This window comes from Corynebacterium sp. MC3, from assembly GCF_900099485.1.
Classification (GTDB): Bacteria; Actinomycetota; Actinomycetes; order Mycobacteriales; family Mycobacteriaceae; genus Corynebacterium; species Corynebacterium pseudogenitalium.
This window is the reverse complement of the sequence record NZ_LT622813.1, coordinates 129,857-153,404: the sequence shown is the minus strand read 5'-3', so window position 1 is coordinate 153,404 and position 23,548 is coordinate 129,857. Positions and strand designations below refer to the sequence as shown.

The following is a 23,548-nucleotide window of genomic DNA, read 5'->3' as shown; positions in this document are numbered from 1 at the left end:
GCCCGCCGAAATCCCTGAATGTGGTGCCAGGTAGAGGTGGAAAAGCAATGACCCCAGCGATTTGCAACTTAATGCAGGGATCGTCCTGGGGCCTTCGTTGGTCGAGGTTATCGGATTTGAAGGGGTAAGTCAATGGAGTGGCACTAACGCTAATATCGTTTGGTATATATACTTCGCGCTATGACTGTGCGAGAGAACCAGCCGATCTGTCAGAACCCGGAAGTCTCCGCCTCGCTCGCTGACCTAGAGTGTTGGTTCTCGGTTCCGCGAATGGAGACCTTTTCGAGCCAGAAAAATCCTGTGGACTTATACCTTTGGAATGCACAACTTGCCAAAGCGTTCCTTGAAGACATTGAACATTTTGAAGTACTGCTGCGCAATTGGATTGATCGATGCGTTGCTAAAGCTTGGGGGGAGAGGTGGTATGACAATATAAACTCCCCGTCGAATCCCGCTGGGCTGAACTTTAATAGCATTGACAAGCGGGGCATAGCGAAGGCTAAAAGGCGCGTGGGAGAAGCGGATCCGCCTCCGGGGCGTGTGATTGCAGAGTTGACACTCGATTTCTGGGTTCACATTTTTGATAACCGGCATAGTGCAACTATCCACCCGAAGCTTATCTCGGCCATTAAACATCGTCATTATATTGAAGAGTTTGCAGGCGAGATACAAATTGTTTATCGGCTGAGGAACCGGTGTGCCCATCACGAGCCCCTAGTCAAGGCTGATCGCATTGTGGAGGCTGAAAATGTTGACCGGGCACTGCGTGCAATTGAGGATGTGACCAGCTGGATAAGTCCTGATGCGGGTAGATGGATAATGGGAAATTCTCGGGTAAGAGGGGTGTATGCTCGACGCCCCTAGTGGAGTGCGCACCAGATTCCCTCCCGAGAAACCCACGACCTGGGGAAACGCAAAAACCTGCCAGCTAGGGGAAATCCCGGAATGTGGTGCGCCTTGCTAGGAGGCAGTGCCAAAAGGCGCAACTCGAATTGGACCAGATGTTCAAACGTACTGGTAGTAAAAGGGCTAGGCAAACTCGAATGCGTCCTTTGGCACTGGCGCCTCAAACAGAGGCACCAAATTCCCCTCCAAAACCCAAGCAGACCCTAGAACCACGTCACGGGACGGATCTTGTTGGCCATGTCGACGAGGTCGAAGCGGTGTTGGAGGTAGGGCGCCACTCTGGCCAGGGCGCGCAGGGTCCTGGCGAGTTCGTTTTGGAGTTCGTGGGCGGTGAACCTCGTGTCCAGGATGGGGGAGGGGTCGGGGTGGTGGCCGTCGAGGGTGTAGGTGAGGGCGGCTCGGAGGATGAAGACTTTGATCTGGAGGTAGCGGGGTTCGGTGTTGGGGATGCGTTGGAGGCGAAGGGCGGCCTCACGGATGCGGGGCTCGGTGGGGTCGGTGACCAGGCTGAGGATGGAGGTGAGTTGGGCGAGCCGGTTGTGTCGGGAAGCGACGGGGACGCGGTCGAGCGCTGCGGCGGCAAGCTCGGGTTGGTTTTCGTGCATGAGTTGGCGGGCCAGCCCGAAGGCGGAGGAGACGGTGGTGGGGTTGGTGCTCCAGACCAGGGCGTAGAGGCGGATGGCGTGGAAGCGAAGCATGGCGGGGTTGGTGGTGACCATGGACCAGTCGGGGTCGAGGGAGCCGGTTTCGTGGAGGTGCTCGAAGACGGTGTTGGGGAGTTCGTCGAGGTGGCGGTTCATGCCGGCGGCGCCACGGGCCACGCTGGGTTCCAATAGCGCGGTGTCGTGGAGGTCGGCGGATTGGAGGAGGAGCTCGGCGACTGCGGCAAGCGCCAGTTTGGAGGCGGATTCGCCAGGCAGGATTTGCAGGACGCGGGAGAAGGCGACCTGGGCGTCGGTATATTTGCTGGTCAGTAGGTTGGTGATGCCGGTGTACCAGTGGTAGCGCCAGTTCTTCCGCAGGCCCTCGTCAAGTGAGTCGAGCCAGGTGCGCGCTTGGGTGGTGAAGCCGAGGTCGAGGAGGGTGCGGGCGACGGCGAAGGGGATTTCGACGGAGTCGGGGTGGCGGTCCTCGGCAAGCGCTTGGCGCAGGGCGGCAAGGGTTTCGGAGGGCTCGGAGTAGGTGGTGCTCTGCAGGGTGGCGGCGCCGGGGTCGGTGGCGTCGACAAGTGGGACGGGCAGGGCGATGTTGACTTCTTGGGGCGTGATGGTGACGGTGCGGGTGATGCCGTCGATGAGTTGGTCGGTGCGGAAGACGACGTGCTTGGTGCCGAACGTGCGGCGCTGCGGGGAGAAGAGTGAGTGTTGGGCGGGGAAGGTGCGGCCGTCGCGGATGGCGAGCACTTCGCGCAGGACGCCGAGGAGTTGGGCTTCGAGTTGGGTGACGGAGTCGAAGCGGTCGTCGCGTTTGGGGGCGCAGCAGCGGGCGATGAGTCGGTAGAGGGAGATGTAGCGACGGAAGAGTGGTTCGGTGGTGGGGGTGGGGATGTCGGCGTCGTGTGGGAGGTCGATGATGAGGGCGGCGAGGGTGCGGCCGATGGTGTAGATGTCGGATTGGACGGAGGGGCCGTCGGTAGCTACTTCGGGTGCTTGGTAGCCCTTGGTGCCGTAGATGAAGCCGTAGGAGCCGATGCCTGAGACCGCGCCGAGGTCGATGAGTTTGACCTGGTCTTCGGTGACGATGATGTTGTCGGGCTTCAGGTCGTTGTACACGACGCCGCGCGAATGCAGGTAATCCAGCGCGGGCAGCACTTCGAGGATGTAGGCGATCGCGATGTCAACGTCGCACCTGCTTATCGACGGCCCACCTACGTACTCCATGACGATGAACCCGCCGGGCACGCGCGGGTCGTCGATGAAGTTGAAAATCTTCACGATGCCGGGGTGGGTGATGTCGGCGAGGAACTCGCGCTCGGCGACGGCGGCGGCCTCCTCGTCCTTGTTGCGGGCCGAGTGCAGCCCCTTGAGCACGACGTTTCGCCCGGAGACGAAGTGGTCGGTGGCTAAATAGATCCAGCCCATGCCGCCGTGTGCGATGGTGCCGAGCACCTCGTACTGTTCGGCGACCAGGTCGCCGGGCTTCAGCGCCGGGGCGGGGACGCCTTCAAAGGTGGATGGGTCCCGAAGGGCGTCGTTGGGGTTGATGGGGTGGACCCAGGGCAGTTCGACCATGCCGTCGGCAACCGTGCGGGTCTCGCGCTTCGTGCCGCGCAGTTCGCGGAACCGGTCGAGTGCGCGGCGCCGCGAGCGTTGCGAGGTATCCTCCTGCCGCTTCTCCTGGCGCAGCGCCTCGAGGTCCTCGAGGAGGGCGGACATGGAGTCGTCGTACTCGAAGAGGTCGTCGTCATCGTCGTCGTCGGCGAAGGGGTCGAAGGCGACGGCCTCGGTGCCTGGGTCATTCGTGCTCATTGGGTTCCTCCCGGTACATCAGCGGTGGGGGGTAGGGGTCTGTGGTGGAGTCGGAGAGCCACTCCTGGAACATGCGGTGCCAGGTGCCGTCGGTGCGGATGCGCTCGATGGTCGCGTTGACCTGCCGCACCACTGAGTCGTGCTCAAGCGGGATGCCGACGGCGTAGTACTGGGTGGCCAGCGCGGCGGGCAGGATGTCGGTGTGCGGGTCCTGGGCGAGCATGCCGGCGAGGATGGCGTCGTCGGCGATGATGGCGTCGGCCTGGAACTGCTGGGTTGCCATGAGGCAGTCGGACCAGGAGCGGGTGCGCAGCACCGGGGAGTGCGGAGCGAGGGTGCGCACGATGTTGAGCAGCGTCGTGCGGTCGACGACGCACACGGTGCGCTCGGGCAGGTCGTCCATGCTCGCGATACCGCGATCAATCGGGGCCAGCACCCTGACCTGGGACTTCAGGTAAGGGGTGGAGAACGCCACCTTGGAGGCGCGCTCCGGGGTAATGGACATCGTCCTGATCACAATGTCCACGCGTCCCTCCCGGAGCAGCTCTGCGCGCGAGGCCGAGTCCACGAAGCGGAAGTCCACCGCCTCGGGGTCGTCGAAAAGGTCGCGGGCGATCTCCCGGGCCAGCTCCACCTCGAATCCGCGAAGCTGCCCGCGCACCATATCGCGGTAGGACAGCAGGTACTGGGACTGCTCCACGCCCACGACGAGCCGGCCGCGCTCCCGGATCTGTTCCAGGGCAGGGTCATCTTCCGGGGCGGATGGTCGCGGGCGCAGCGAGCCCTCCCAGTCCAGGCCGTGCGGCACAAACTCCATCGACGGCTGCTTGCCCGCCCCGTCCAGCAGCGCGCCGGGCGGCAGCGGGCCAGGCGGTTGGGGGTCGGGCCCGGGAGGCTGGGCCGCAGGGAGCTGGAGCTGTCTCTTATCCCCACCTAGATGTTTATAAGGGACAGCCGCCACCGTGAGCGCCACCAACAACGAGCCAGCCCTGCGCATCATACGTACTCCCTGAATCGCCGCTGCACCCCGAACCACATGCTGATGACCGCCAGCAGCGACAGCAGCGCGACCACCGTCGACACCAGCCTTGTCGCGTCCAGGGAGGTGTGGATGTAGTTGCGCATCTCGGCGCGCGCCGACTCAATCAACGTCACCATGTTCGCGTCCAGCTCCGTGTACGCGGTGGACGCGCTCGGGTGGTCCGCGCTATCGACCATCAGCACGTCGACGGCGCGCTCAAACCGGCCGGCATCGAGCGTCGAGACGAGTTCGCCATGCGCCTGCGACCACTGCTCCAGCGCCCTTCTTGCCGACGCCACCTCCGGTGCATCCGACGCCGTATCCAACGCCGCGCTCACCCCCTGGTACGTGGACTCGAAGGACTCCGCCGACTCCGCAACGGACTGGCGGCGCAGCAGCGCCATCGTCTCGTCGGTGCGGGTCTCCTGGGCGCGGAGGCGGGCGTCGGTAAGCTGGCGCAGCGGTGCCGCGGCCTGCTCGAACCCGATGACGCCCGAGCGCCACGAAATGAAGTTCGAGCCCGCGACCCACGCCAGCGCCACCACCATCGCCGCCGTCGCCGCCACGAAGCCCTTATTCCAGCGGCGGCGGAACGTGCGCCACAGCCACCACTGCGCCCCCGCCAGCAGCAACAGCGCCGCCACCAGACCCGAAAGTGGCACCCACTGCGGCGCGTTGAGGCGCACCATCTCCACCGCCACCTGGCGCTGCGTCAGCGCAAACAGCGTGTTCGCCGAGGTGATCATCCGCTCACGCATCATGCCGGACGCCTCCGACATATAGGACACACCCACCGGGTTGCCTAGGCGCTGGTTCACCTTCGCGCGCTCCATGAACGCCACGTACAACGGCAGGTCGCGTTGGATGGAGCGCACCAGGTTCTGGATTCGCTCCTGGTCCTCCGGCCGCGTCAGCTCCGAGGCACCCTCGTAGATGTCGCTCGCCGCGATCACCGCCTGATCTATCGACGCCAAGTACGCCTTCACCTCATCCGGCGTCATCAACCCTGCCTGCACGAAGCCCGTCGTGGCCACCGTGTCCGCCTGCGACAGCGACGTGAGCAGCACGTGCGCGGAGTGGTTCATCGGCTCCGTGGTCTGCACCAAGACGTCGAGCGCGTGCTGGCGCTTACTCATCGACTGGCTCTGTGCGAACCCAATCGCGCCCACGGCCACCGTGAGCACCAGCATCATCGCCAGCATCTTGCCCGGCGTGGTGATCACGAAGTCCGCCAGGCACCGCGCCGCGCGAATCGGCCCACTCGACGCGCGCTGCCGCGGATGCAGCGCAAGATCATCCAACCAGGCGTCGCTGGGAGGTGGCATCGTGACAGTCATTCCTCAACCATAACCACCGGGCCCGACCTATTTCTAGGAAACGACCTACAGTGGAACACATGCAAGGAGACGGCAACGGATGGGTCGAAGGGCCCAACGGACAGAAAATGTGGGGCAAACACGGCGCCGCGGGGCTCTTCCTGCAGGCCACGCACGGCGGCGAGCCCGTCGTGCTCATGCAACACCGCGCACCCTGGACCGCCCAAGGCGACACGTGGGGCATCCCCGGCGGCGCCCGCGACTCACACGAAACGGCCTCCCAAGCCGCCCTCAGGGAGACGGAAGAAGAATGCGGTATCGATGGGGGCGAAGTGGACGTCGATAAGGAATTAGTGACGTCCGGCCCCGCACCCAGTGGCTGGACCTATACCACCGTGCTCGCGCGCGTGCGCTCCGGCGAGCCACTCGAGACCACCGCCAACGAAGAAAGCGTTGAGCTGCGTTGGGTTCCCCTGAAAAAACTCGAAGAACTCGCCCTACACCCGGGGCTGCGTGCCGCGCTGCCGGACATTCTCAGGCATACTGTTTCGCATGATTGAAGTCCAAAACCTGTCAAAGGTCTACGGCCCCGTCCGCGCCGTCGACGACGTGAGCTTCCGCGTCAAACCCGGCATCGTCACCGGGTTCCTCGGCCCCAACGGCGCAGGCAAATCCACCACCATGCGTATGATCGTCGGCCTGGATAAGCCCACGTCAGGCAGCTGTCTTATCGACGGCACCAGCTACCGCAACCTCAAGCGCCCCGCCCAAAAAGTCGGCGCGCTCCTCGACGCCAAAGGTGTACACCCCAACCGCTCCGCCCGCGCGACGCTCCTGTGGCAAGCACAGGCCTCCGGCATTCCCGCCTCCCGCGTCGACGAAGTCCTCTCCCTCGTCGGGCTGACCGACGTAGCGGGCAAGAAGGTCGGCGGGTTCTCCCTCGGCATGGGGCAACGCCTCGGCATCGCAGCGGCCCTGCTCGGCGACCCCGAATACCTCATCCTCGACGAACCCGTCAACGGCCTCGACCCCGAAGGTATCCGCTGGGTCCGCTCCCTGCTGCGCGCGCTCGCCCAGGAAGGCCGCACCATCCTGGTGTCCTCTCACCTCCTCGCCGAGATGGCGCAGACCGCCGACCACCTCATCGTGATCGGCAAGGGCAAACTCGTCGCCGACACCTCCGTCCACGACTTCATCAAGGCCCACTCCGGCTCCCGCGTTGTGGTGCGTGCCGCTGATGCTGGGCTTTCTCGTTTGCAGGTGGCCGTGGAGGCAGGCGCGCCGGGCGCCAGCATCAGCCCAGGCACCGACGCCGACGGCCGACCCAACCTCACCATTAACGACGCCACCCCCGAAACCATCGGGCGCATCGCCTTCGAAGCCGGCGTCATCCTCACCGAACTCAGCGAACACCACGCCTCCCTCGAGGACGCCTACATCCAATCCACCGAAGGCACCGAACAGTTCGCATCCCGCACAGTCCAGGAGGGCAAGTAACCATGAACCTCATACTTTCCGAGTGGACCAAACTCCGCAGCACCCGCTCCTTCTGGTGGACCAGCGCCGCCATGATCATCGTCGCCGGCATCTACGGCGCACTCTTCGGCTGGCTGGCCAACACCTCCGGCATGCCCTACACACCCCTGACCGTCGTCTCGACCGTCTCCATGACCATCGGGATCGTCGTCATCGTGCAAGCCGCCATGACCGTCACCACCGAATACCGATTCGGCATCCCCGCCACCAACTTCCGCCTCACACCGCAGCGCTGGCGAGTCGCCCTGGCCAAAGTCGTAGTGGGCGTCGTCGGCGTTGTGGTTGCGACGCTGCTAGCCGTGGTCGTGGCGTTCATCCTCGCCGACCTCACCACCGCCGTCCCCGCAGGCTGGACCACAAATAGCGCCACCCAGCGCGCCCTGTGGGCAGTACCGCTCGGCATGGCGCTGCTCACCCTGTTCACCCAGGGCGTCGGCTGGATCGTCCGCAACACGTCCGCCGCCATCGTCATCGGCCTGTCCATGATGCTCCTCCTGGAGACCATCGTCGGGTTCATCCCTAAATACGGCCAAGACGTTGCCAAGTTCCTCCCCTTCAACAACCTCATCGCCTTCATGATGAACCAACCCACCCAACACTGGGAGCTCGGCGCCTCCCTCGGCATCTTCGCCGTGTGGGCCGTGGCGTTGTGGGTGATCGGCGTGCTGTTGACTGAGGCGCGGGACGCGTAGTTCGATAGCAGTGCCAGAAGACGCAATCTCCTAAGAGTGCCCCATTAAAACCGCTGGTTATAAAAGGGCTATATCTATAAGGTTGCGTCTTTTGGCACTGTTCACATTCGGTCAAGTAATTCTTCCATTCGTGGGACCACCTCACTAAACGTGGCGGCGGCGAACCTGACCACGGTCCAGCCCTCCAACGCCAGATCCAAGTTGATCCGGGCATCCTTCTGGCGCTGGTCATACTCCCAATGGTGCTGGCCGTCATACATGATCCCGGTTTTAAGCGGTTCGATGGCGAAGTCGAACGTCGTTACGAGGCGGCGGCCCCTATATACAGGGACTTGCTCACTCAGCTTCAGTCGGCGTTGCTTTGTTACGGCGTGGAGCAGCAGGCGCAGCTCGGTTTCGCGCGGCGAGTCGGCGAGCTTGCTGGAAAGCTTGAGTACCTTGTTGAGCCATCGCTTCTCCACGCGCCAGTCCGCTGCTTGGCGCAGCGAAGATGTTGAAACGTTGAGGTGCCTGCGAACGCAATCCACCAGCTGCACTGCCCGTACTTGGAGGGGGTCGAGCCCCTCGGGTGTGATGACGGCAGGAGAGTGCTCTCCGCTTTTTAGCATCTGGATCGCCTGAATCGTGGCGTACGCGGGGGCCGCTGCGTAGATCGTGTGTCCGAAGTGGTGCACTGTTGTGAGTGCGATACCGTCGGCTCCGCGGCGTTTGAGTCCGGGCGTTGTTGGGGTAGGGGAGCGGGTCTTACTGGTCGGGCCGATGAATGTGACGGGGGCTGTGTCTGTAAGGTAGGGCAACCTGTAAAGGGTGAGAGCAGAGTAGCCGCTGGCGATGTGGGTCGGCCACTGTTGTGCGTAGTCGAGGATCATCTGTAGTGCCTCCGGTTGCGGTGTTTGTCTGTAATTCATATTTGTTTAGACGCATTGGATGGGCGCCTGGTTTCCTTGTTCTTCCACAATTTCTGTTTACAGTGCCAAAGGACGCAACCAATAAGCTCTAGCACTTTTGTGACCAGGTGTTATGGCGGTGTCTGTTTTGGGAATTGCGTCTCTTGGCACTGGGCAGATTTGGTGGGGAACTTTCTTGACCCACAAACCACACCCGCCACATGAGAAAACATTTAGAAAGTTGCGGAGGTTTAGGCAAAACGAATAATGGGGACTACCCTGGGAGTGTCATTGGCTTTTGCTGCAGAAAGGATTCGTTGTGGCGAATAATCGCGGCCGGGCAGCAGGTGAGGCTCGCCGGGCGGGTTCGCGTGTGCGGACCCGGTTGCGGAGGGGTGTGGTTGTTGCGGCGGCGGCGTTGATAGTGACGCCGTTGGTGCAGGTTGCAGGGCCAACAGAGCTGCAGGTGCAGGCAAATGCGCAGGCGCAGGGCCCGGCGCTGGCCGAGACGAATCCAATCAAATACAAGCTGTTGGAGGTCAGGCCCGGGAAGCTGGGCCGCAGTGAGCTGGAGTCGGGAGACCTGGCGACGATATCCAGGGTGGAGAAGCTTTATAAAAAGATTGATTTTTCAGGAGTGGCGTGGAGGCCTTCGCCCACCAGCGGCGCTGATGCTCCGCGTCGCTACCAGGTGAGCGTGTGGGCCCCGGAGACTGGGGTAATCGCCGGGGTTTATGACAGAGAGGTGCTGTCGGGGAAGGACTCCATTTATAAGTGGAATCCTCAGAAGTTTTTGGATGACCAGTCGAAGATCAACGAACTGGACTTCGACATTAAGTTCACGGATGGCTCGGTGCAGGAGCGCGCGGTGTTGCCGCTGCGTCTCTTGGGTCTCGACGGCCGCCTCGCCAACGATCCAGATGGGGATTTTGATGGCGATGGTGTGTCGAATGGCGAGGAGGCCAGGAAGGGGGCGAACCCGTTCGACGCCAGGGATAGGGGTGTCGCGAAGAATCCGTTGCCGAAGCTTCCGGAGACGACAACGCCGACGCCTACTTCAACTACGACGAGCGCAAAACCGCAGCCAAAGCCGTCGCCGTCGAGCAGCACCTCGCAGTCGCAGCCGCAGCCGAAGCCGAGCAGCGCGCAGCAGACGGGTACTGAGGCGAAGCCGACGTCGACAAGTGTGAAGCCGACTACGACGACGCGGAAGCCATATATGGCTGAGCAGTACGACCCGTACCCGGGCGAGCTGCTGGTGCGGCTGAAGCCGGGCCAGGAGTTCCGAAGCGGGACGCCGTTCGGCAATGCTGAGGTGAAGGTGCGCTCGATTCGGTATAAGGGCGAGCAGAACGGCAGGAAGTCGCCGGCGCTGGACCACGCGCTTGTCGACGCCTCCGACGGCAACCGTTTCGTTGTGAAGGCGAAAGGCCTGGAGGCGTTCGCGGAGGCCTACGAGCAGGAGTTTGGGAACTCGAAGCCGGAGTTTGAGCGGGTTTCGAAGTGGTTCATGAACACCTTCATCACGCATGCGCGCGTGGAGGTGGACTACCCGGATAACTCGTCTGATGCGAAGGATTTCTTGATCGGGTTTGTTGGCGAGGACGAGCGTGTGTTCTCCATCCCAGCCGCGGACTTCGACGGCGATGGCGTGAGCAACGAGGACGAAGTGAGCTTGGGGACGAACCCCTTCTCGCCGGACAGCACTCCTCATGAGAAGCCGAAGTTCGCGATTACCTCGAAGAGCGTAAAGCCTGGCGAGGTGTACGAGTTCGTGCCGTCGGCGAAGTTGGACCCGAATACCAAGTTCCTGGGTGCGGAGGGCTACCAGGTGTCGCTGACGCCGGATGGCAACGTGCGTGTTGTCGGCAGTAGTGACAAGTGGAATCACAAGTTCTCCTTCAAGGTGTGGGACCCGCTGTACGAAGAGCTGGCGACGCTTCACGTCGAGTCTGACTTCTCGGAGGATTGGACGCCGATCAACGTGAAGGCGGGGACGACGCTTGAGACGAACGTGATGAGACCGGATGAAATCGCGAGCGGCATGGAGATCGTCTCGACGAAGGATGAGCTGAAAGCCGGTGGGGTGCCGGATTGGGTCTCCATCGGTAGGGACGGCGAGGTGTTCTTGAAGCCGCCGCGCTCCGAGGGCGGATCGAAGGGTGAGCGCAGGTACTGGGTACGGCTCTCCACCGGCGAGCAGCGTGTAATTAAGGTCAACGTGCTCGACCCAACCCCGTTCGCCGAAGAGTACAAGCTGCAGTACCCGGACGTGTTCGTCCGCCTGGGCGAAGAGACCCGCAGCCACGCGCCGCTGGCGACCCTGACGCAGGGCGCCGAGGTGTTCTTCAACCAGCCGATCCCGGAAGAGGCGCAGGTCTCCTACTCGATCGAGGGCGAAACTGACGCGAGCGTCGTTGAGCGGGAGGGCACCGCCGAGGACGGCGAGCAGCCAGGCATGGTCACGTTCAAGGCCACAGGCGACGACCTGAAGGCCGGTGACGTCGTGCAAGTGATGGTAAAGGCCAGCTTTAGCGACGGCTCCACCCAGCACGTCCCCGTCTACTTCAACATCCTGCCGCGCCAGATCGCGGGCAGCTACAACCACGCCTATGAAACGGGCCGCGAGGTGCTGCCGGGGACGCCGATCGTCCTGCATAGGACGGATGTTCGCAACGTGCCGGAGGGCACCGACTTCGTGTTCTTCGAGGACGCCGAGGGCAACAAGAACCTCAATGGGTGGAAGGTGTCCGTGAACCGTGACACCGGCAACCTGGTCGTGCGTGCGCCGGAAAATGGTGCCCGGCCGCTGGACGCGGTGGTGACGGTGTCCTACCCGGACGGCAGTTCCACCGATGTGCCATTCCACGTCGGGGTGAAGCACAGCAAACCGGACGCGGAGACATTCACGCCGAGGTACGCGCCGGAAACGCTGACCGGCGGCACCCGCACGTCCTACGAGATGCTGACACCGGTGCCGGAAAACACCACGTTCTCGATTGAGGAGAACGCTGGGTTGGATGTGAGCGTCGATACGAAGACGGGCCGCATCATCGCCGTGCTGCCGAAAGACGCGCCGGGCGGCGCCAAGTACAACGTGCGCGTGCGCGTGAAGTACCCCGATGGCTCCGAGGAGTTTATCGACGCCGAGCTGCGCAAGAAGGCCATCGCCGACGAAGAGCGCCCGCGCTGGAGCGACATCTACGTCAACGCCGGCGACTTGGCTTCCACGCCGCAGGGCCAGCGCGTCCCGCCTGAGACCACCTTTGGTATCGACGCCAGCTTCGCCGCCAAGGGGTGGCAGGTGCACGTCGATAAGTATTCGGGCAGGTTGCAGGTGCTGCCGGACGCGTCGGTGAAGCCGAAGTCGAAGGTTGAGGTGCCGGTTGTGGTGACCTACCAGGACGGCTCGCAGCGCACCGTGAAGGTGTCGGCGTACGTGCGTGAGCCGCGCCAGACCGCTGCGCCGACACCATCGACAGAGGCGCCCACGTCCACGCCGACCCCAACCCCGAGCACCCCGGCGCCAACGCCGGAGCCGGACCCAGCCCCCGAGACTGGGAGTTCGGCAGCGGGGTGGATTACTGTAATTCTCGGTGCACTTGGGTTCCTGGTAGGCGCAGGTTTGCTCGCGCTGCAGGAAGTCCCAGTTGTTCAGTCGAATCTCAGACACCTTATGCGTGACCTGGGCTTGAGGAGGTAAAAGGATGCGTTTTCACAAGACAGTGATTGCAGGTGCAGTGACGCTCGCGCTCGGGATGGGCGCAGTGTCGGCCGTGCCTGCGACGGCGTCCCCCGTCAATTCAGATGACGACGCCATCCAGACCCAGCTCCACATCCGGAAGAGCTACCACGAGGCAACCCTGACCTACGTGAACCCGAAGTCGGTTGCGGGCAAGTTGGAGAACCAGGTCGGTGTGATCGGCTGGGCCGATGGGCGCGTGGTGGCGCCGATCGCGAAGAGTACGACTGAGAGCTCCCCCGAGGACGGCGTCACGGTGCTGGAGCACACCGACCCGCGGCGCGAAGTCACCATGAAGCGAACCTTTACCGTCAAAGGCGACGAGATCAACGTGGTCACCGAGCTGACCAACAACGCCGGAACCGCCCGTGAGCTGGCGATCCGCATGTACAACCACGCCAAGCCAATGAAGGGCACCATGACCGCCGCGCAGTTTGGGGACAGCCTGCGCGGGGAGGACAAGTCCGCCTACCGAGTCGACGCGAACTTCCCGGGTGCGACGGCACTTGCCACCGCTCAGGATCCGGCGACTCTCCCAAAGTGGAACGCGGGCTCTGACAACAAAAACATGGAACGCGGTGAAGTCCTCAGCGGCACCTGGGTCCAGACCGTCGAGCCTGGCGCGACGATGAAGGCCGAGATGACGGTCAAGATCGAAACGCAGCTGGGGGCGCTGGACTCGGATGGTGACGGCCTGCTAGACATCTGGGAAATGCAGGGTGCGAATGTAAATGGCGTCGATATGCCGTTGCACCGCTGGGGCGCCAACCCGTATGAGAAAGACATCTTCCTCCAGATGAACTGGATGAAGTCCGAGTGGGAAACCGAGGGCTGCCAGCAAGCGGCGCGCTTCGCCGTCAACCCCGAAGGCTTCGCCCGCTACGACGCCTGCTCGAAGATGAACACGAACGTCTACCGCCCGTCCGGGCTCATCCTGGACCAGCTGGTGAAGAAGTTCGCCGCACACGGCTACAACCTGCACATCGACGCAGGTAAGGGCTACTCCAAGAACTTCGAAGCCCGCGACGACGAATACCGCGGCGGGCCGATCCTTGGCTACAAGGACCACTACTTCAACTCGCCCGAAACGTCCGGCTCGGAGCTGATCACCACGTCGGTGGACCTGCTCAAAGAGCGCGAAGGCATCTTCCGCTCCGGCGTCATCGGCGACCTTATGGACGCCCCCTCCGCCAACGGCTCCATCAACTACGCCACCGGCCGCGCACTGATCGGCGGCACGAGCTTCTACGTGTCCAAGAACGCCCGCATGGGCGCCGAGGACAAAGTACGCAACACCATCATGCACGAGCTCGGCCACAACCTGGGTCTGAACCACAACGGCATGCTGTGGGTCGACGGCAAGCGCCAATCCGTCTACGAATGGACCAAGTACGGAGACTGGCTCAGCGATCGCCCATCCGCCATGAACTACGCCTACCAGTTCGTCACCTTCGACTACCAGGAGGAAGACAAGAGCGGCAACCAGGAGGCCCCGCACCCAGGCTGCGCCGGCGCCCCCGACTGCTACGTCGGCGAGTGGTCCGTCCCGTCCGAGTGGAAGAACCTCAACGTCAAGGCCGGCGGCATCGGTGACGTCTCCGTCAAGCCCGCCGAGTCCGACTCCGAGTCGGACAAGGACGCCGAGAAGCGCCGCGGCATCGAACGCGACGCCCGCGAACTCGACGCCGCCGCTGCCCTCAAGAACGACGGCAAGGCCGACTTCTACATGGCCGACGAGAACAGCATCGCCACCGTGCGCACCGACAACAAGGTTGTGGGCACCATTGGCAACCGCGGCTACCACGACCATGAGTTCACCGTGCGCGCCTTCTACGGCAAGGAACTTTCCCGCATCGCCCCAGTCCAGACCATCAAGGTCAAGGGCATCGGCGACGCCAAGGAAGCCGGGCCGCAGTCCCGCAAGGAAATCCAGATCCCAATCCCGGACACGCAGCGCCTGTACGGCTCCTACGTGCCGGTCTACATCCAGATCGAAAACGAGTCCGGCGAAATCGTCTTCAGCGAGCTTTTCGACATCAGCCTCCTCGACTACACCGAGGACGAGCTGCGCCAAGTCAGCACCCAACTCGGTGACTCCGTGCTGGGCCAGCGGGCATCCGCACTGCTCTCCCAAGGTAAGCTCGGCGACTTTCAGGACACCAACCGCCGCAACCTCGCGGACACCAAGGAACTGAAGCAACCTAAGCGACCATCGACGCCACCAACCACGTCGGCAAAGCCGTCGCCCTCAGCGGCCCCGAGCACCGCGGCGCCAGCTGACCCAACCACGCAGGACGCCAAGGCCACCGACGACAAGGGCGGCGTCGACGAGAAGACCCGCAACACGATCCTGATCGTTGTCGGCGTGCTGCTCGGCATCCTGGGCCTGGGCGGCGCGGCCGCCGCCGTGATGGCGAACAAGTAGGTCGCTTATTCGCCCGGCGCACTAAATTCCTTGGTTTTGGCTAGGGTCCCGGCGTTTTCCCAGGTCGCTGGTCGATTGTGAGGGAATTTGGTGTTTGGCGTGTGAGGGCGCGCACCAAATTCCAGTTCACCAAATGCGCGACCTGAGGAAACGTAGGGTTTGCTCGCGAAAATCCAGGAATCTGGTGTCTAGCTAGATGGGGGGACACCAAATTCCCGGGTTCGAGCACGGGGCCTCGGCGTTTTCCCAGGTCGCTGGTCGGTTGTGAGGGAATTTGGTGTGCCTGGCTGTGGGGCAGTGCCAAAGGACGCAACCAGTTTTCCGTGACCTGGGCTTTTGCCGGGTTTTTCGGATGTGGTTGCGTCCTTTGGCACTGGCAGCGTGCGGCTACTGCAACGCCGAGGTCAGCTTCATCACGTTGTCGATGTAGCGGCGGTACCACGGCCGCGTGTTCCAGCGCTCCAGCGTGAGCTCGCGAGTCACCGACAGGTACGTGTCGGCGAGTTGGTTGAGGTTGCGGAGGAGGGGGCCGTCGCAAATTAAGAGTGAGCTTTCGTAGTTGAGTGAGAAACTACGAATGTCCATGTTGGAGGAGCCAAGCACGCCGACGGCGGCGCCGGGCTCCTTCGAGGTGGGGTCGACGAGCAGGAACTTGGTGTGCAGGACGTAGGGGGCGGGGAACTCCCAGATGCGCACCCCGGCCTCGAGAAGTTGTTGGTAGTAGGAGGACTGGGCGTGCTGCACCATGAACTGGTCTGCCTTCTGGCCAACGAGCAGGTCCACGCGCACGCCGCGGTAGCAGGCGGTGGTGATGGCCTCCAGCAGTGAGTCCTCGGGCACGAAATAGGGGGAGCACAGCACCAGGTGTTCTTTGGCGTGGTGGATGAGGGTGTTAAACATCCGCAGGTTCGGTTCGGCCTGGTAGCCGGGCCCTGATGGGATGAGCTGGACCAGGTTCGCGTCTGCGGGGGCGCCGAGGTCCAAGGGGGCGGTGAGCTCGATGGGCTCGCCGGATTCGGAGTACCAGTCCACGGCGAACAGCGCCTCGATGGAGGTGACGATGGGCCCTTGGAGCTCCACGAAGGCGTCGACCCATTGGCGTCCGGCGGCGCGGTGTTGGCGGGTGAGGTAGGTGCGGTCGATGAGGTTCATGGAGCCCAGCATGGCGGTGTGGCCGTCGATAATGATGAGTTTGCGGTGGTTGCGCAGGTCGGGGCGGCGGAAGCGGCCCTTGAGCAGGCTCAGCGGGAGCATGAGGTGCCAGTGGATGCCGGCCTTCGTCAGGCGCCGTTTGAGCGCGCGGAAGCCGGGGTATTTCATGGAACCGATGTGGTCGAATAGGAGGCGGACGTGGACGCCGCGGGCCACGGCACGCTCCAACGCCTCAAACACAATGGCGGTGGTGTTGTCCCAGGCCACCGCATAAATCTCGATGTCGACGTATGCTTCCGCCTTATCGACGAGCTCCGCAATCCGCACCATCGTCTTCTCGTAATCCGCCCACATGGCGACCGCGCTGCCGTGCACGGCGGGGAAGCCGGTCAGGGTGCGGTTCAGCGTGATCATCGAGGTCACTTCTGGGTTCGCCTGCTGACCGGCGGGAATGTCGGGGATGTCGGAGTAGACGTCGTTGAGGACGGCGTTCGCTTCCTTCTGGATGCGGTGGCGCCGCTGCGAGACGTACTTGGACCCCATCAGCAGGTACAGCGGCAGGCCCACGAACGGGAGCAGCAGAATGAGTAGCAGCCAAGCGTTCGCGCTCGACGGCTTGCGGTTCGACGGCACCACGCCAATCATGACGAACTTGATGGCGTAGTCGATGCCCATGGCGATGAGCTGCCACAGGGAGAGGCCACTGAACAGAGACAACATGGCTACCGCACCTGGTCGAGTGCGAGGTCGGCGGTGTCGTAATCAGCGATGACGGGCGCGTGATCCGATGCGCCCTTGCCGTCGCGCTCCGCCACGTCCACCCGAGCCTGTTGCAGGCGGCGGGCGAGCGGGGGCGTCGCTAAGTGGAAGTCAATGAGCATGCCTTCGTTCTTGGGGAAGCGCATGGACTTGTAGTCCCAGAACGAGTAGGGGTCCGCGTGGCGGATCTCCTCCAAGCCGGACTCCAGCAGCATCTGGAACGCGGCGCGCTCCGGCTCCGTGACGTGCGTCTTGCCCTCAAACCAGGCGATGTCCCACACGTCCTCGTCGCGCGGCGCAATGTTGAAATCGCCCGTGAACAGCTGCAACGTTTGCGGGTCCACGGTCTCGCGCAGAGAGTAGAGGAACTCGAGTTTGTATTCGTAGTGTGGGTCGCCGATCTCGCGCCCGTTCGGCACGTACAAGCTCCAGATATCGACGCCCCCACAGCTCGCCCCAACCGCCCGGGCCTCCACAACCGGATCGCCCTTCTTCGCGAACGCCGGCTGGCGCTCAAAGTGCGTGCGCACGTTCTCCAGCCCCACCCGCGACGCGATAGCCACACCATTCCACTGGTTGTAGCCCACGTGCGCGACCTCGTAGCCCGCCGCCTCGAACGTGGAGTAGGGGAACGTGGCGTCCTTCGTCTTCGTTTCCTGCATGGCCAACACGTCGACGTCGTTGCGGTCGAGAAAAGCGGCGATCCTCTCTGCCCGCGTACGTACAGAGTTCACGTTCCAAGTGGCGATGCGCATGCCAATACCCTAGCGCAGACGCAGGACACGCCGCCGATGGTGGTCATCGCCCACGATCTCCTCCGGGCCGACCTCCCACAGCTCCGGGTGCCGCGCCGCGTGCTTCTCCGCCGCCTTGCCGATGCGCTCCGGCACCAACAGGCGCACGGGGAGGGAGTGGGCGTCGTAAAACTCCTTGAGCGCGGTGAGGGGCAGCGGTGCGAGTGCCGCCGACGGGCCCAACGGCACTGCCGTATTATCCTGCGGGTTCGAGGCGCCCGCGCGGGCCAGCCACCCCTCGACCCACTCCTGCACCGGCGCCGGGTTCGCCTCCGTGAGCTCCACCTCTTTTCGACGAATCTCCGAATTCCGAACCGTCCTCGGCGCCAACGAACGCACCGCCACCGGCTCCGTGATGGTCACCTCGCGCCCATCGCGGCGGCGCACCCGTAACGGGTCCACCCCGACGACCTCCCCGAGCGCCTCATTGACCCCGGACTCCGTGCGGTAGCGGACCGTCACCCTGCCCCCAACAGTGGGCGCTTCCTGGCGGAACAATTAGTGCCCGAACGGGTCTTCGTCCGTGCCCGGCAGCCACGTGTTGCCCGGCTCCGTCCACCCGTTCGCCTTGATCGCGCGCTTCGCCTCGCGCTTGTAGCGGCCGGTGAGCACGTCCGTGTACACGAAGCCGTCCAGGTGGCCGACCTCATGCTGCAGACACCGCGCGAAGAACCCAGTGCCCTCGACCTCAATCTCGTTGCCGTTCTCATCCAGGCCCGTGACCTTGGCCCAGTCCGCGCGGCCGGTAGGGAAGCCTTCGCCCGGGACGGACAGGCAGCCTTCGTCGTCCTCGCCGTCGTCGCGAGGCATGGTTTTCGGGATCTCGCTCGTCTCCAGCACCGGGTTGATCACGGTGCCGCGGCGCATCGTGTCGCCGTCAGGGCAGTGGTACACGAACAGGCGCAGCGGCACACCAATCTGGTTCGCGGCCAGGCCCACGCCGTTGGCGGCGTCCATCGTTTCGTGCATGTCCGCAATGAGTTCCTGCAGCTCCTCGACTGGTTGCTCCACCGGCTTCGTCGGGTTGTGCAGGACAGGGTCGCCATAAATAACGATCGGTCGAATGGTCATGGCTACCATAATAGGCATGCCTGAGCAGCTTTCAGATTCGGACCGCGCCATCCTCACCTTCGAGGCCCACGCTCCGCGCGCCATCGGCGCCAAAGAAGAAGCCATCACCACGCAGCTCGGGCTTACACCGGTTCGCTACTATCAAAAACTCAACCTCCTTCTCGACGACCCCTCCGCCCTCTCCGAATTCCCCCAACTCGTGCGCCGCCTGCAGCGACTCCGCGACCGTTGAGCGGGCCTGACCTTGTCCGCCCACGGCGTCTCGGACCTCGTGCCGTGAAAAAGTTCCCGCGCTCGGGAACCATTTTGCGCTTTCGGAGGCTTCGGCGACCCTCAAGACACTTTTCCCCAGGTCAACTCGTTCTCCCGGCTGCCCGCCGTTGAGATAGTTCCCCGGTCCGGGAACTACTTTGGGTTTGAGGTCGGTTCCGGTCGACCAACGCACCCGTTTCCCCAGGTCGCTGGCCACCCCGGCTGAAAAAGTTCCCCGCCGACCGCAAAGGGCACCACATTCGCTGTTTTCGGGAGGGTGTCAAGACGTTTCTCCAGGTCGCAAGGATTGCGCGAGGGAATTTGGTGTCACCCTAGCCGGGGCGAGTGACAAAAGACGCACCCTTAAATGGCCTAGCCATTCGTACGCCCTGGTCAGAAAAGGGCTAGTTTTCCCTAGCTGTGTGATTTGTCACTGCATCAGGTCCAGCAGTACCAAATTCCGTTGTCGCCCCTAGTGTGAAACCGGGATTTTGGTGCGCGTGGGAAGATGTAAACGTCTGCAAAAACGTTTAGAGTGGCGCATGTGACTAATGTGAATCCTGAGAACGAGTACCAGGGCGCCCACCGCCGCGCCGAAGAGCCCGAAGAGGACGACTACGGCCAAGACTACGAGGTGGCGCCGGCGGCGGCGTTCCCGAAGCGGGGCGTCGCGATGATCCTGCTGGCTGTCGCAGCCCTTCTGCTGCTGTGGGGTATCTACGCCATGAACAAGGGCGACGGAAACCAGGAGGCAGCCGCGCCGGGCACCACCGAAGCCACGACAGCCCAAGCATCCCAAGCAACCCAAGCAACAACTGCGATCACCGCGCCGGCGAGCCCGACAGAGCAGACCACTGGGCAGGAAAAACCCGCCGAGCAAGCCACCGAGCAGGAAAAGCCAGCTGAACAGACACAGCCAGCCGAGCAGCCCGCTCCCGCCCCGGCCGGGCTGGCGCGGGAGCAGGCGCAGGTATACGTGTACAACAACTCGGGCGTCCCGGATCTGGCGAACCGCACCGCCGGTGACCTCGCCGCCCAGTACAACGTGGCGAACCGCTCCAACGACGCCGCCGCGATGAACATGCCGGAGCAGACCTACGGCGCGTTCCCGCAGACCTTCGTGTTCTTCAACCCGAACACCCCTGGCGCTGACGCGGTTGCCGCGGAGCTCGCGCAGCGGATCGGGGGTACGCCTCGGGCGACGACGGATGTGCCGGCGAATACGAGTTTGCCGCGAGAGGCCGTCGAGAAGCCGGAGGCGATCACTGTCGTCCTTGCGGGAGAATAAAACCCCCGCGCGGGCCCAGCGCAGCGTTTAGACTGGCTTGCTATGGATCCATACCGCGAGTTCGCCCGTTCCCCCGAGCCGACACTGGGAGTGGAGTGGGAGATCTGTGTCGTTGATAAGGAGACGCGGGACCTGGTACCCCGCGCCCCCGAAATTATCGACGCCATCTCCGCCACGAACCCCAACGTGCACCTCGAGCGGGAGTTCCTCCAAAACACGGTCGAGCTGGTGACGCCGGTATGTAAGAATACGAAAGAGGCCGTCGATAAGCTGGCGGAGAGCTTGGCCGTCGTGCGCGCCGAAGCTGACGCCCGCGACCTCGACCTGTGGGCCAGCGGCGGCCACCCATTTTCCGACTTCCGCGAGCAAGCCCTCAGCCCCAAAATTTCCTACAAGGAAATGATCAACCGTACTCAGTACTGGGGTCAGCAAATGCTGCTGTGGGGTATTCACTGCCACGTCGGCATCAGTCACGAAGACCGCGTCTGGCCAATCATCAACGCGGTGATGACGCACTACCCGCACCTGCTCGCCATCTCCGCATCCAGCCCCGGCTGGGACGGGCTGGACACCGGGTACGCCTCCAACCGCACCATGCTCTACCAGCAGCTTCCCACCGCCGGGATGCCGTACCAGTTCCAAAGCTGGGCCGAATGGGTCCAATTCATGGACGACCAGCGCACCTCCGGCGTGATCAACCACACCGGCTCCATGCACTTCGACGTCCGCCCCGCGGCCAAGTGGGGCACCATCGAAGTCCGCATCAGCGACGCCACATCCAACCTGCGCGAACTCGCCGCGGTCGTCGCACTGACTCACTGCTTGGTCGTCTACTACGACCAACTTCTCGACGCCGGCGAAGCCCTCCCCACGCTCCAGCCCTGGCACGTCGCCGAAAACAAGTGGCGCGGGGCCCGCTACGGCCTCGACGCGCTGGTGATCACCAGCCGCGACACCGACGAACGCTGGCTCCGCGACGAACTCGTTACGTTGGTGGACACCCTGCAGCCTGTGGCTGCGCAGCTTGGGTGCACGCGCGAGCTGAACCTGGTGCTGGAGATCATGCAACGCGGCGCCGGCTACCAGCGGCAACGCCGCATCTACGAGATGACGGGCTCCTGGCACGACGTCGTCGCCGCCACCTGCGCCGAGATGCAGGAGATGACCTGGGAGTAGCTTGTTTGGGCCTAGTGCACCACATTCCCGCGGGGAGGTTGCGCGACCTGGGGGAATGCGTTGGGGTCTTCGCGGAATCCAGGAATGTGGTGTGCGTGCCAGCTGGGGTGACACCAAAATCCTGGATTTCTGCAGAGCGGGCTGGAATAAGCCCAGGTGGTTGGAAGCTCGTGAGGGAATGTGGTGCGCGTAGGGGCTGGTTGATGCTTGATGGGGTAGGGTTGGCGTCGATAAGTGTTGAGAGGGGAACAGCATGGCAAACGTGAATGATGTGGCGAGATACATTTTGGAGCGTCAGGGGGAAAGCCTGAGTACCATGAAGCTGCAAAAACTCGTTTACTACGCACAGGCTTGGAGCTTGGTCTGGGACGAGAAGCCGCTGTTTAACTCCCGTTTCGAGGCCTGGGCGAACGGCCCAGTGTGCCGTGAACTATACAACCAACACCGTGGGCACTTCACCGCAACTCCCGAAATGTTTCCCGGCGATGCTCACCGGCTCACAAACGATGAGCGGGAGACGATCGACACTGTGCTCGACGCATACGGGCATCTCACTGGCCAACAGTTGAGCGACCTCGCGCATGGCGAGCGGCCCTGGCGGGAAGCCCGTGAAGGCGTTGCAGTGGGGGCGCCTTCCACACATGAGGTGAGTCAGGAAGTCATGCAGGATTTCTACAGTTCGATGCAGTCGGCGTCTGCGGTGTAGTTCGCGTGGGTGGGGGAAAGCGTAGTAGGAAGAAGCTTGCGCGTCAGCAAAACAACTTCGGGGGTAAGCGTGTTCCACACTTGTCGCCGGTGGCAAGCGATAAAAGCGTGCCCAGTGAGGCGACACAAAGTGCCTGGCGGGAAATGCCTGTTCGGTGGACTGTCGCTGAATTGGACATCCCTCCTGGTGAGAGCTTGTGCCGATGGTCGCTGGAGGCCAAAGAGACGAAAGAGCTCTTGACATTTTTGGAGAGCATTTCACGAAAGACATGGAAAGAGTGCCTTGCTGAGACCGTCATGTCCGGCCGGAAGAAACGACCCCGGAACCATGACCAACACGTTTCGACCCTGAGTATCAACGCCCAAAAGCGCATTCAAGCGCTGCCCTCTGCGGAGGAGCGTGTGTTTCGATTCCGTCTATCTGGCGAGCCCCGATTATGGGGCTTCCGATCCGGTGACCTATTCCGAGTATTGTGGTACGACCCTCACCATGCCGTTTGCCCTGTGGAGAAGCAAAGTACCTAGTGGGTCTGGACCTTGAGCACCACATTCCCACGAGGGGTGCGCGCGACCAGGGGAAACACCTTGGGGCGTTCGCGGAATCCAGGAATGTGGTGCGCGCGACTCGCGCGGGAGCGCCAAAAACCTACTTCTTGGTGGGGTCGACGCGCTTGGGGTGGTAGGCGGCGGGGCGGTCGTTGCGGCTGAGGGAGTCGGGGTTGCCGTAGAGGCCTTCGCGGCGGGCGACGCGGCCGAGGCGCTGCGCGGTGACGGGGTTGGTCATCAGGGCGAAGATGAGCAGGATGAGGATGACACCGATGTCGTGAAGTTCGTGGGTGCCGACAGCCTCGCCGGTGCCGGTGGCCCCTCCGGCCTGCCCATTCGAGAGTCGAATAATCGTGCCGATGATCATGAGGACCAGCCCCGTGGTTTGGGGCTTCGTGATGGCGTGGATGCGCGCCATAGTGGACTGGAAGCGCGCGGTGCCGATGGCGGCGGAGAACACCATGAATGCGCCGGGGAGGATGAAGACGAGGGAGGCGGTGTCGAGGAAGAATGCGAGTGTCATTGGTGGGTCCTTCCTAAGAGTTGTCGCGTTTGCGGAAGCGGGCGACGGACAGGGAGGCGATGAAGCCGAGGAGCGCGATCACCATCATGACGTTGACGACGGTGGTGTCGAGCGTCCAGCAGATGTAGAGGGCGAGGACGCATTGCAGTGATGCGGTGATGGCGTCGTTGCCGAGGACGCGGTCCATGGAGTCGGGGCCGACGATGACTCGCCAGGCCAGCACGAGGAAGCCGATGGCGAGGAAGATGCCGGCGACGATGAGGAATGCGTTGTATACCTGGGGGTTCAT

General features: G+C 63.1%; 20 protein-coding genes. 10 read left to right on the top strand and 10 right to left on the bottom strand.

From position 1 onward, the window contains the following. Nucleotides 1-180 precede the first annotated feature (180 nt). Complete coding sequence (locus BQ4436_RS04020) at nucleotides 181-864, top strand: Abi family protein (protein WP_070975583.1); 684 nt, start codon at nucleotides 181-183, stop codon at nucleotides 862-864. A gap of 245 nt (nucleotides 865-1,109) precedes the next feature. On the opposite strand, the gene BQ4436_RS04015 is transcribed toward BQ4436_RS04020, so the two are convergent. Genes BQ4436_RS04015 through BQ4436_RS04005 form a run of 3 tightly spaced genes read right to left on the bottom strand, consistent with a single transcriptional unit; the run spans nucleotide 1,110 to nucleotide 5,732 of the window. Beyond that, on the bottom strand, nucleotides 1,110-3,374 hold the full coding sequence (locus BQ4436_RS04015; RefSeq protein ID WP_070975582.1) for a serine/threonine protein kinase: 2,265 nt from the start codon (nucleotides 3,372-3,374) through the stop codon (nucleotides 1,110-1,112). Next, entirely contained in the window at nucleotides 3,361-4,374 is a 1,014-nt protein-coding gene (locus tag BQ4436_RS04010; protein ID WP_143000801.1) for a transporter substrate-binding domain-containing protein, read from the bottom strand. Before BQ4436_RS04010 ends, BQ4436_RS04015 begins: the two co-directional genes overlap by 14 nt. Continuing rightward, nucleotides 4,371-5,732, bottom strand: a complete 1,362-nt coding sequence (locus BQ4436_RS04005) for a hypothetical protein (protein ID WP_070975581.1) — start codon at nucleotides 5,730-5,732, stop codon at nucleotides 4,371-4,373. The genes BQ4436_RS04010 and BQ4436_RS04005 overlap by 4 nt, the downstream gene beginning before the upstream one ends. A 59-nt stretch (nucleotides 5,733-5,791) precedes the next feature. Here BQ4436_RS04005 and BQ4436_RS04000 point away from each other — a divergent pair, with 59 nt between their 5' ends. Genes BQ4436_RS04000 through BQ4436_RS03990 form a run of 3 tightly spaced genes read left to right on the top strand, consistent with a single transcriptional unit; the run spans nucleotide 5,792 to nucleotide 7,939 of the window. Next, nucleotides 5,792-6,271, top strand: coding sequence for an NUDIX hydrolase (locus tag BQ4436_RS04000; protein ID WP_070975670.1), 480 nt, complete (start codon nucleotides 5,792-5,794; stop codon nucleotides 6,269-6,271). Next, nucleotides 6,264-7,208, top strand: a complete 945-nt coding sequence (locus BQ4436_RS03995; protein WP_070361844.1) for an ABC transporter ATP-binding protein — start codon at nucleotides 6,264-6,266, stop codon at nucleotides 7,206-7,208. The genes BQ4436_RS04000 and BQ4436_RS03995 overlap by 8 nt, the downstream gene beginning before the upstream one ends. 2 nt (nucleotides 7,209-7,210) lie before the next feature. Continuing rightward, nucleotides 7,211-7,939 carry an ABC transporter permease gene (locus BQ4436_RS03990; protein WP_070361845.1) on the top strand — a complete coding sequence of 243 codons (729 nt, stop codon included), beginning with the start codon at nucleotides 7,211-7,213 and terminating at the stop codon, nucleotides 7,937-7,939. Nucleotides 7,940-8,040: 101 nt separating this feature from the next. On the opposite strand, the gene BQ4436_RS03985 is transcribed toward BQ4436_RS03990, so the two are convergent. After that, nucleotides 8,041-8,847 (bottom strand): PDDEXK family nuclease, encoded by an 807-nt coding sequence (locus BQ4436_RS03985; RefSeq protein WP_070975580.1) that lies wholly within the window; start codon nucleotides 8,845-8,847, stop codon nucleotides 8,041-8,043. A gap of 298 nt (nucleotides 8,848-9,145) precedes the next feature. On the opposite strand from BQ4436_RS03985, the gene BQ4436_RS12185 reads away from it, so the two are divergent. Both BQ4436_RS12185 and BQ4436_RS03975 read left to right on the top strand, forming a co-directional pair. Continuing rightward, the gene (locus tag BQ4436_RS12185) at nucleotides 9,146-12,529 is read left to right on the top strand and encodes a Rib/alpha-like domain-containing protein (protein ID WP_176754806.1); all 3,384 of its coding nucleotides are present in this window, start codon (nucleotides 9,146-9,148) and stop codon (nucleotides 12,527-12,529) included. A gap of 4 nt (nucleotides 12,530-12,533) precedes the next feature. Then, on the top strand, nucleotides 12,534-14,993 hold the full coding sequence (locus BQ4436_RS03975) for a zinc metalloprotease (RefSeq protein WP_070975578.1): 2,460 nt from the start codon (nucleotides 12,534-12,536) through the stop codon (nucleotides 14,991-14,993). 387 nt (nucleotides 14,994-15,380) lie between these two features. On the opposite strand, the gene cls is transcribed toward BQ4436_RS03975, so the two are convergent. From cls to BQ4436_RS03955, 4 genes are read right to left on the bottom strand one after another with little or no spacing between them, the layout of a single operon-like run. Continuing rightward, entirely contained in the window at nucleotides 15,381-16,862 is a 1,482-nt protein-coding gene (gene cls / locus BQ4436_RS03970; RefSeq protein ID WP_070975669.1) for a cardiolipin synthase, read from the bottom strand. Between the two features lie 5 nt (nucleotides 16,863-16,867). Continuing rightward, nucleotides 16,868-17,659, bottom strand: coding sequence for an exodeoxyribonuclease III (locus tag BQ4436_RS03965; RefSeq protein WP_070975577.1), 792 nt, complete (start codon nucleotides 17,657-17,659; stop codon nucleotides 16,868-16,870). A gap of 9 nt (nucleotides 17,660-17,668) precedes the next feature. Continuing rightward, nucleotides 17,669-18,160: a GNAT family N-acetyltransferase, cg3035/Rv0428c family gene (locus BQ4436_RS03960; RefSeq protein ID WP_070975576.1), complete on the bottom strand. Its 492-nt coding sequence runs from the start codon at nucleotides 18,158-18,160 to the stop codon at nucleotides 17,669-17,671. Nucleotides 18,161-18,196: 36 nt separating this feature from the next. Further along, on the bottom strand, nucleotides 18,197-18,769 hold the full coding sequence (locus BQ4436_RS03955) for a peptide deformylase (protein ID WP_070363431.1): 573 nt from the start codon (nucleotides 18,767-18,769) through the stop codon (nucleotides 18,197-18,199). Between the two features lie 16 nt (nucleotides 18,770-18,785). Here BQ4436_RS03955 and BQ4436_RS11585 point away from each other — a divergent pair, with 16 nt between their 5' ends. From BQ4436_RS11585 to BQ4436_RS03935, 4 genes are all read left to right on the top strand, one after another. Continuing rightward, nucleotides 18,786-19,001, top strand: a complete 216-nt coding sequence (locus BQ4436_RS11585) for a DUF3263 domain-containing protein (protein WP_070361851.1) — start codon at nucleotides 18,786-18,788, stop codon at nucleotides 18,999-19,001. A 564-nt stretch (nucleotides 19,002-19,565) separates the two neighbouring features. Then, on the top strand, nucleotides 19,566-20,309 hold the full coding sequence (locus tag BQ4436_RS03945) for a LytR C-terminal domain-containing protein (protein WP_143000800.1): 744 nt from the start codon (nucleotides 19,566-19,568) through the stop codon (nucleotides 20,307-20,309). A gap of 42 nt (nucleotides 20,310-20,351) precedes the next feature. After that, nucleotides 20,352-21,485, top strand: a complete 1,134-nt coding sequence (locus BQ4436_RS03940) for a glutamate--cysteine ligase (protein WP_070361853.1) — start codon at nucleotides 20,352-20,354, stop codon at nucleotides 21,483-21,485. A gap of 253 nt (nucleotides 21,486-21,738) precedes the next feature. Further along, entirely contained in the window at nucleotides 21,739-22,191 is a 453-nt protein-coding gene (locus tag BQ4436_RS03935) for a Panacea domain-containing protein (protein ID WP_070361854.1), read from the top strand. Between the two features lie 645 nt (nucleotides 22,192-22,836). Here the strand turns inward: BQ4436_RS03935 and BQ4436_RS03930 are convergent. Both BQ4436_RS03930 and BQ4436_RS03925 read right to left on the bottom strand, forming a co-directional pair. Then, entirely contained in the window at nucleotides 22,837-23,259 is a 423-nt protein-coding gene (locus tag BQ4436_RS03930; protein WP_070361855.1) for a monovalent cation/H(+) antiporter subunit G, read from the bottom strand. 13 nt (nucleotides 23,260-23,272) lie between these two features. Then, nucleotides 23,273-23,548: a monovalent cation/H+ antiporter complex subunit F gene (locus BQ4436_RS03925; RefSeq protein ID WP_070361856.1), complete on the bottom strand. Its 276-nt coding sequence runs from the start codon at nucleotides 23,546-23,548 to the stop codon at nucleotides 23,273-23,275.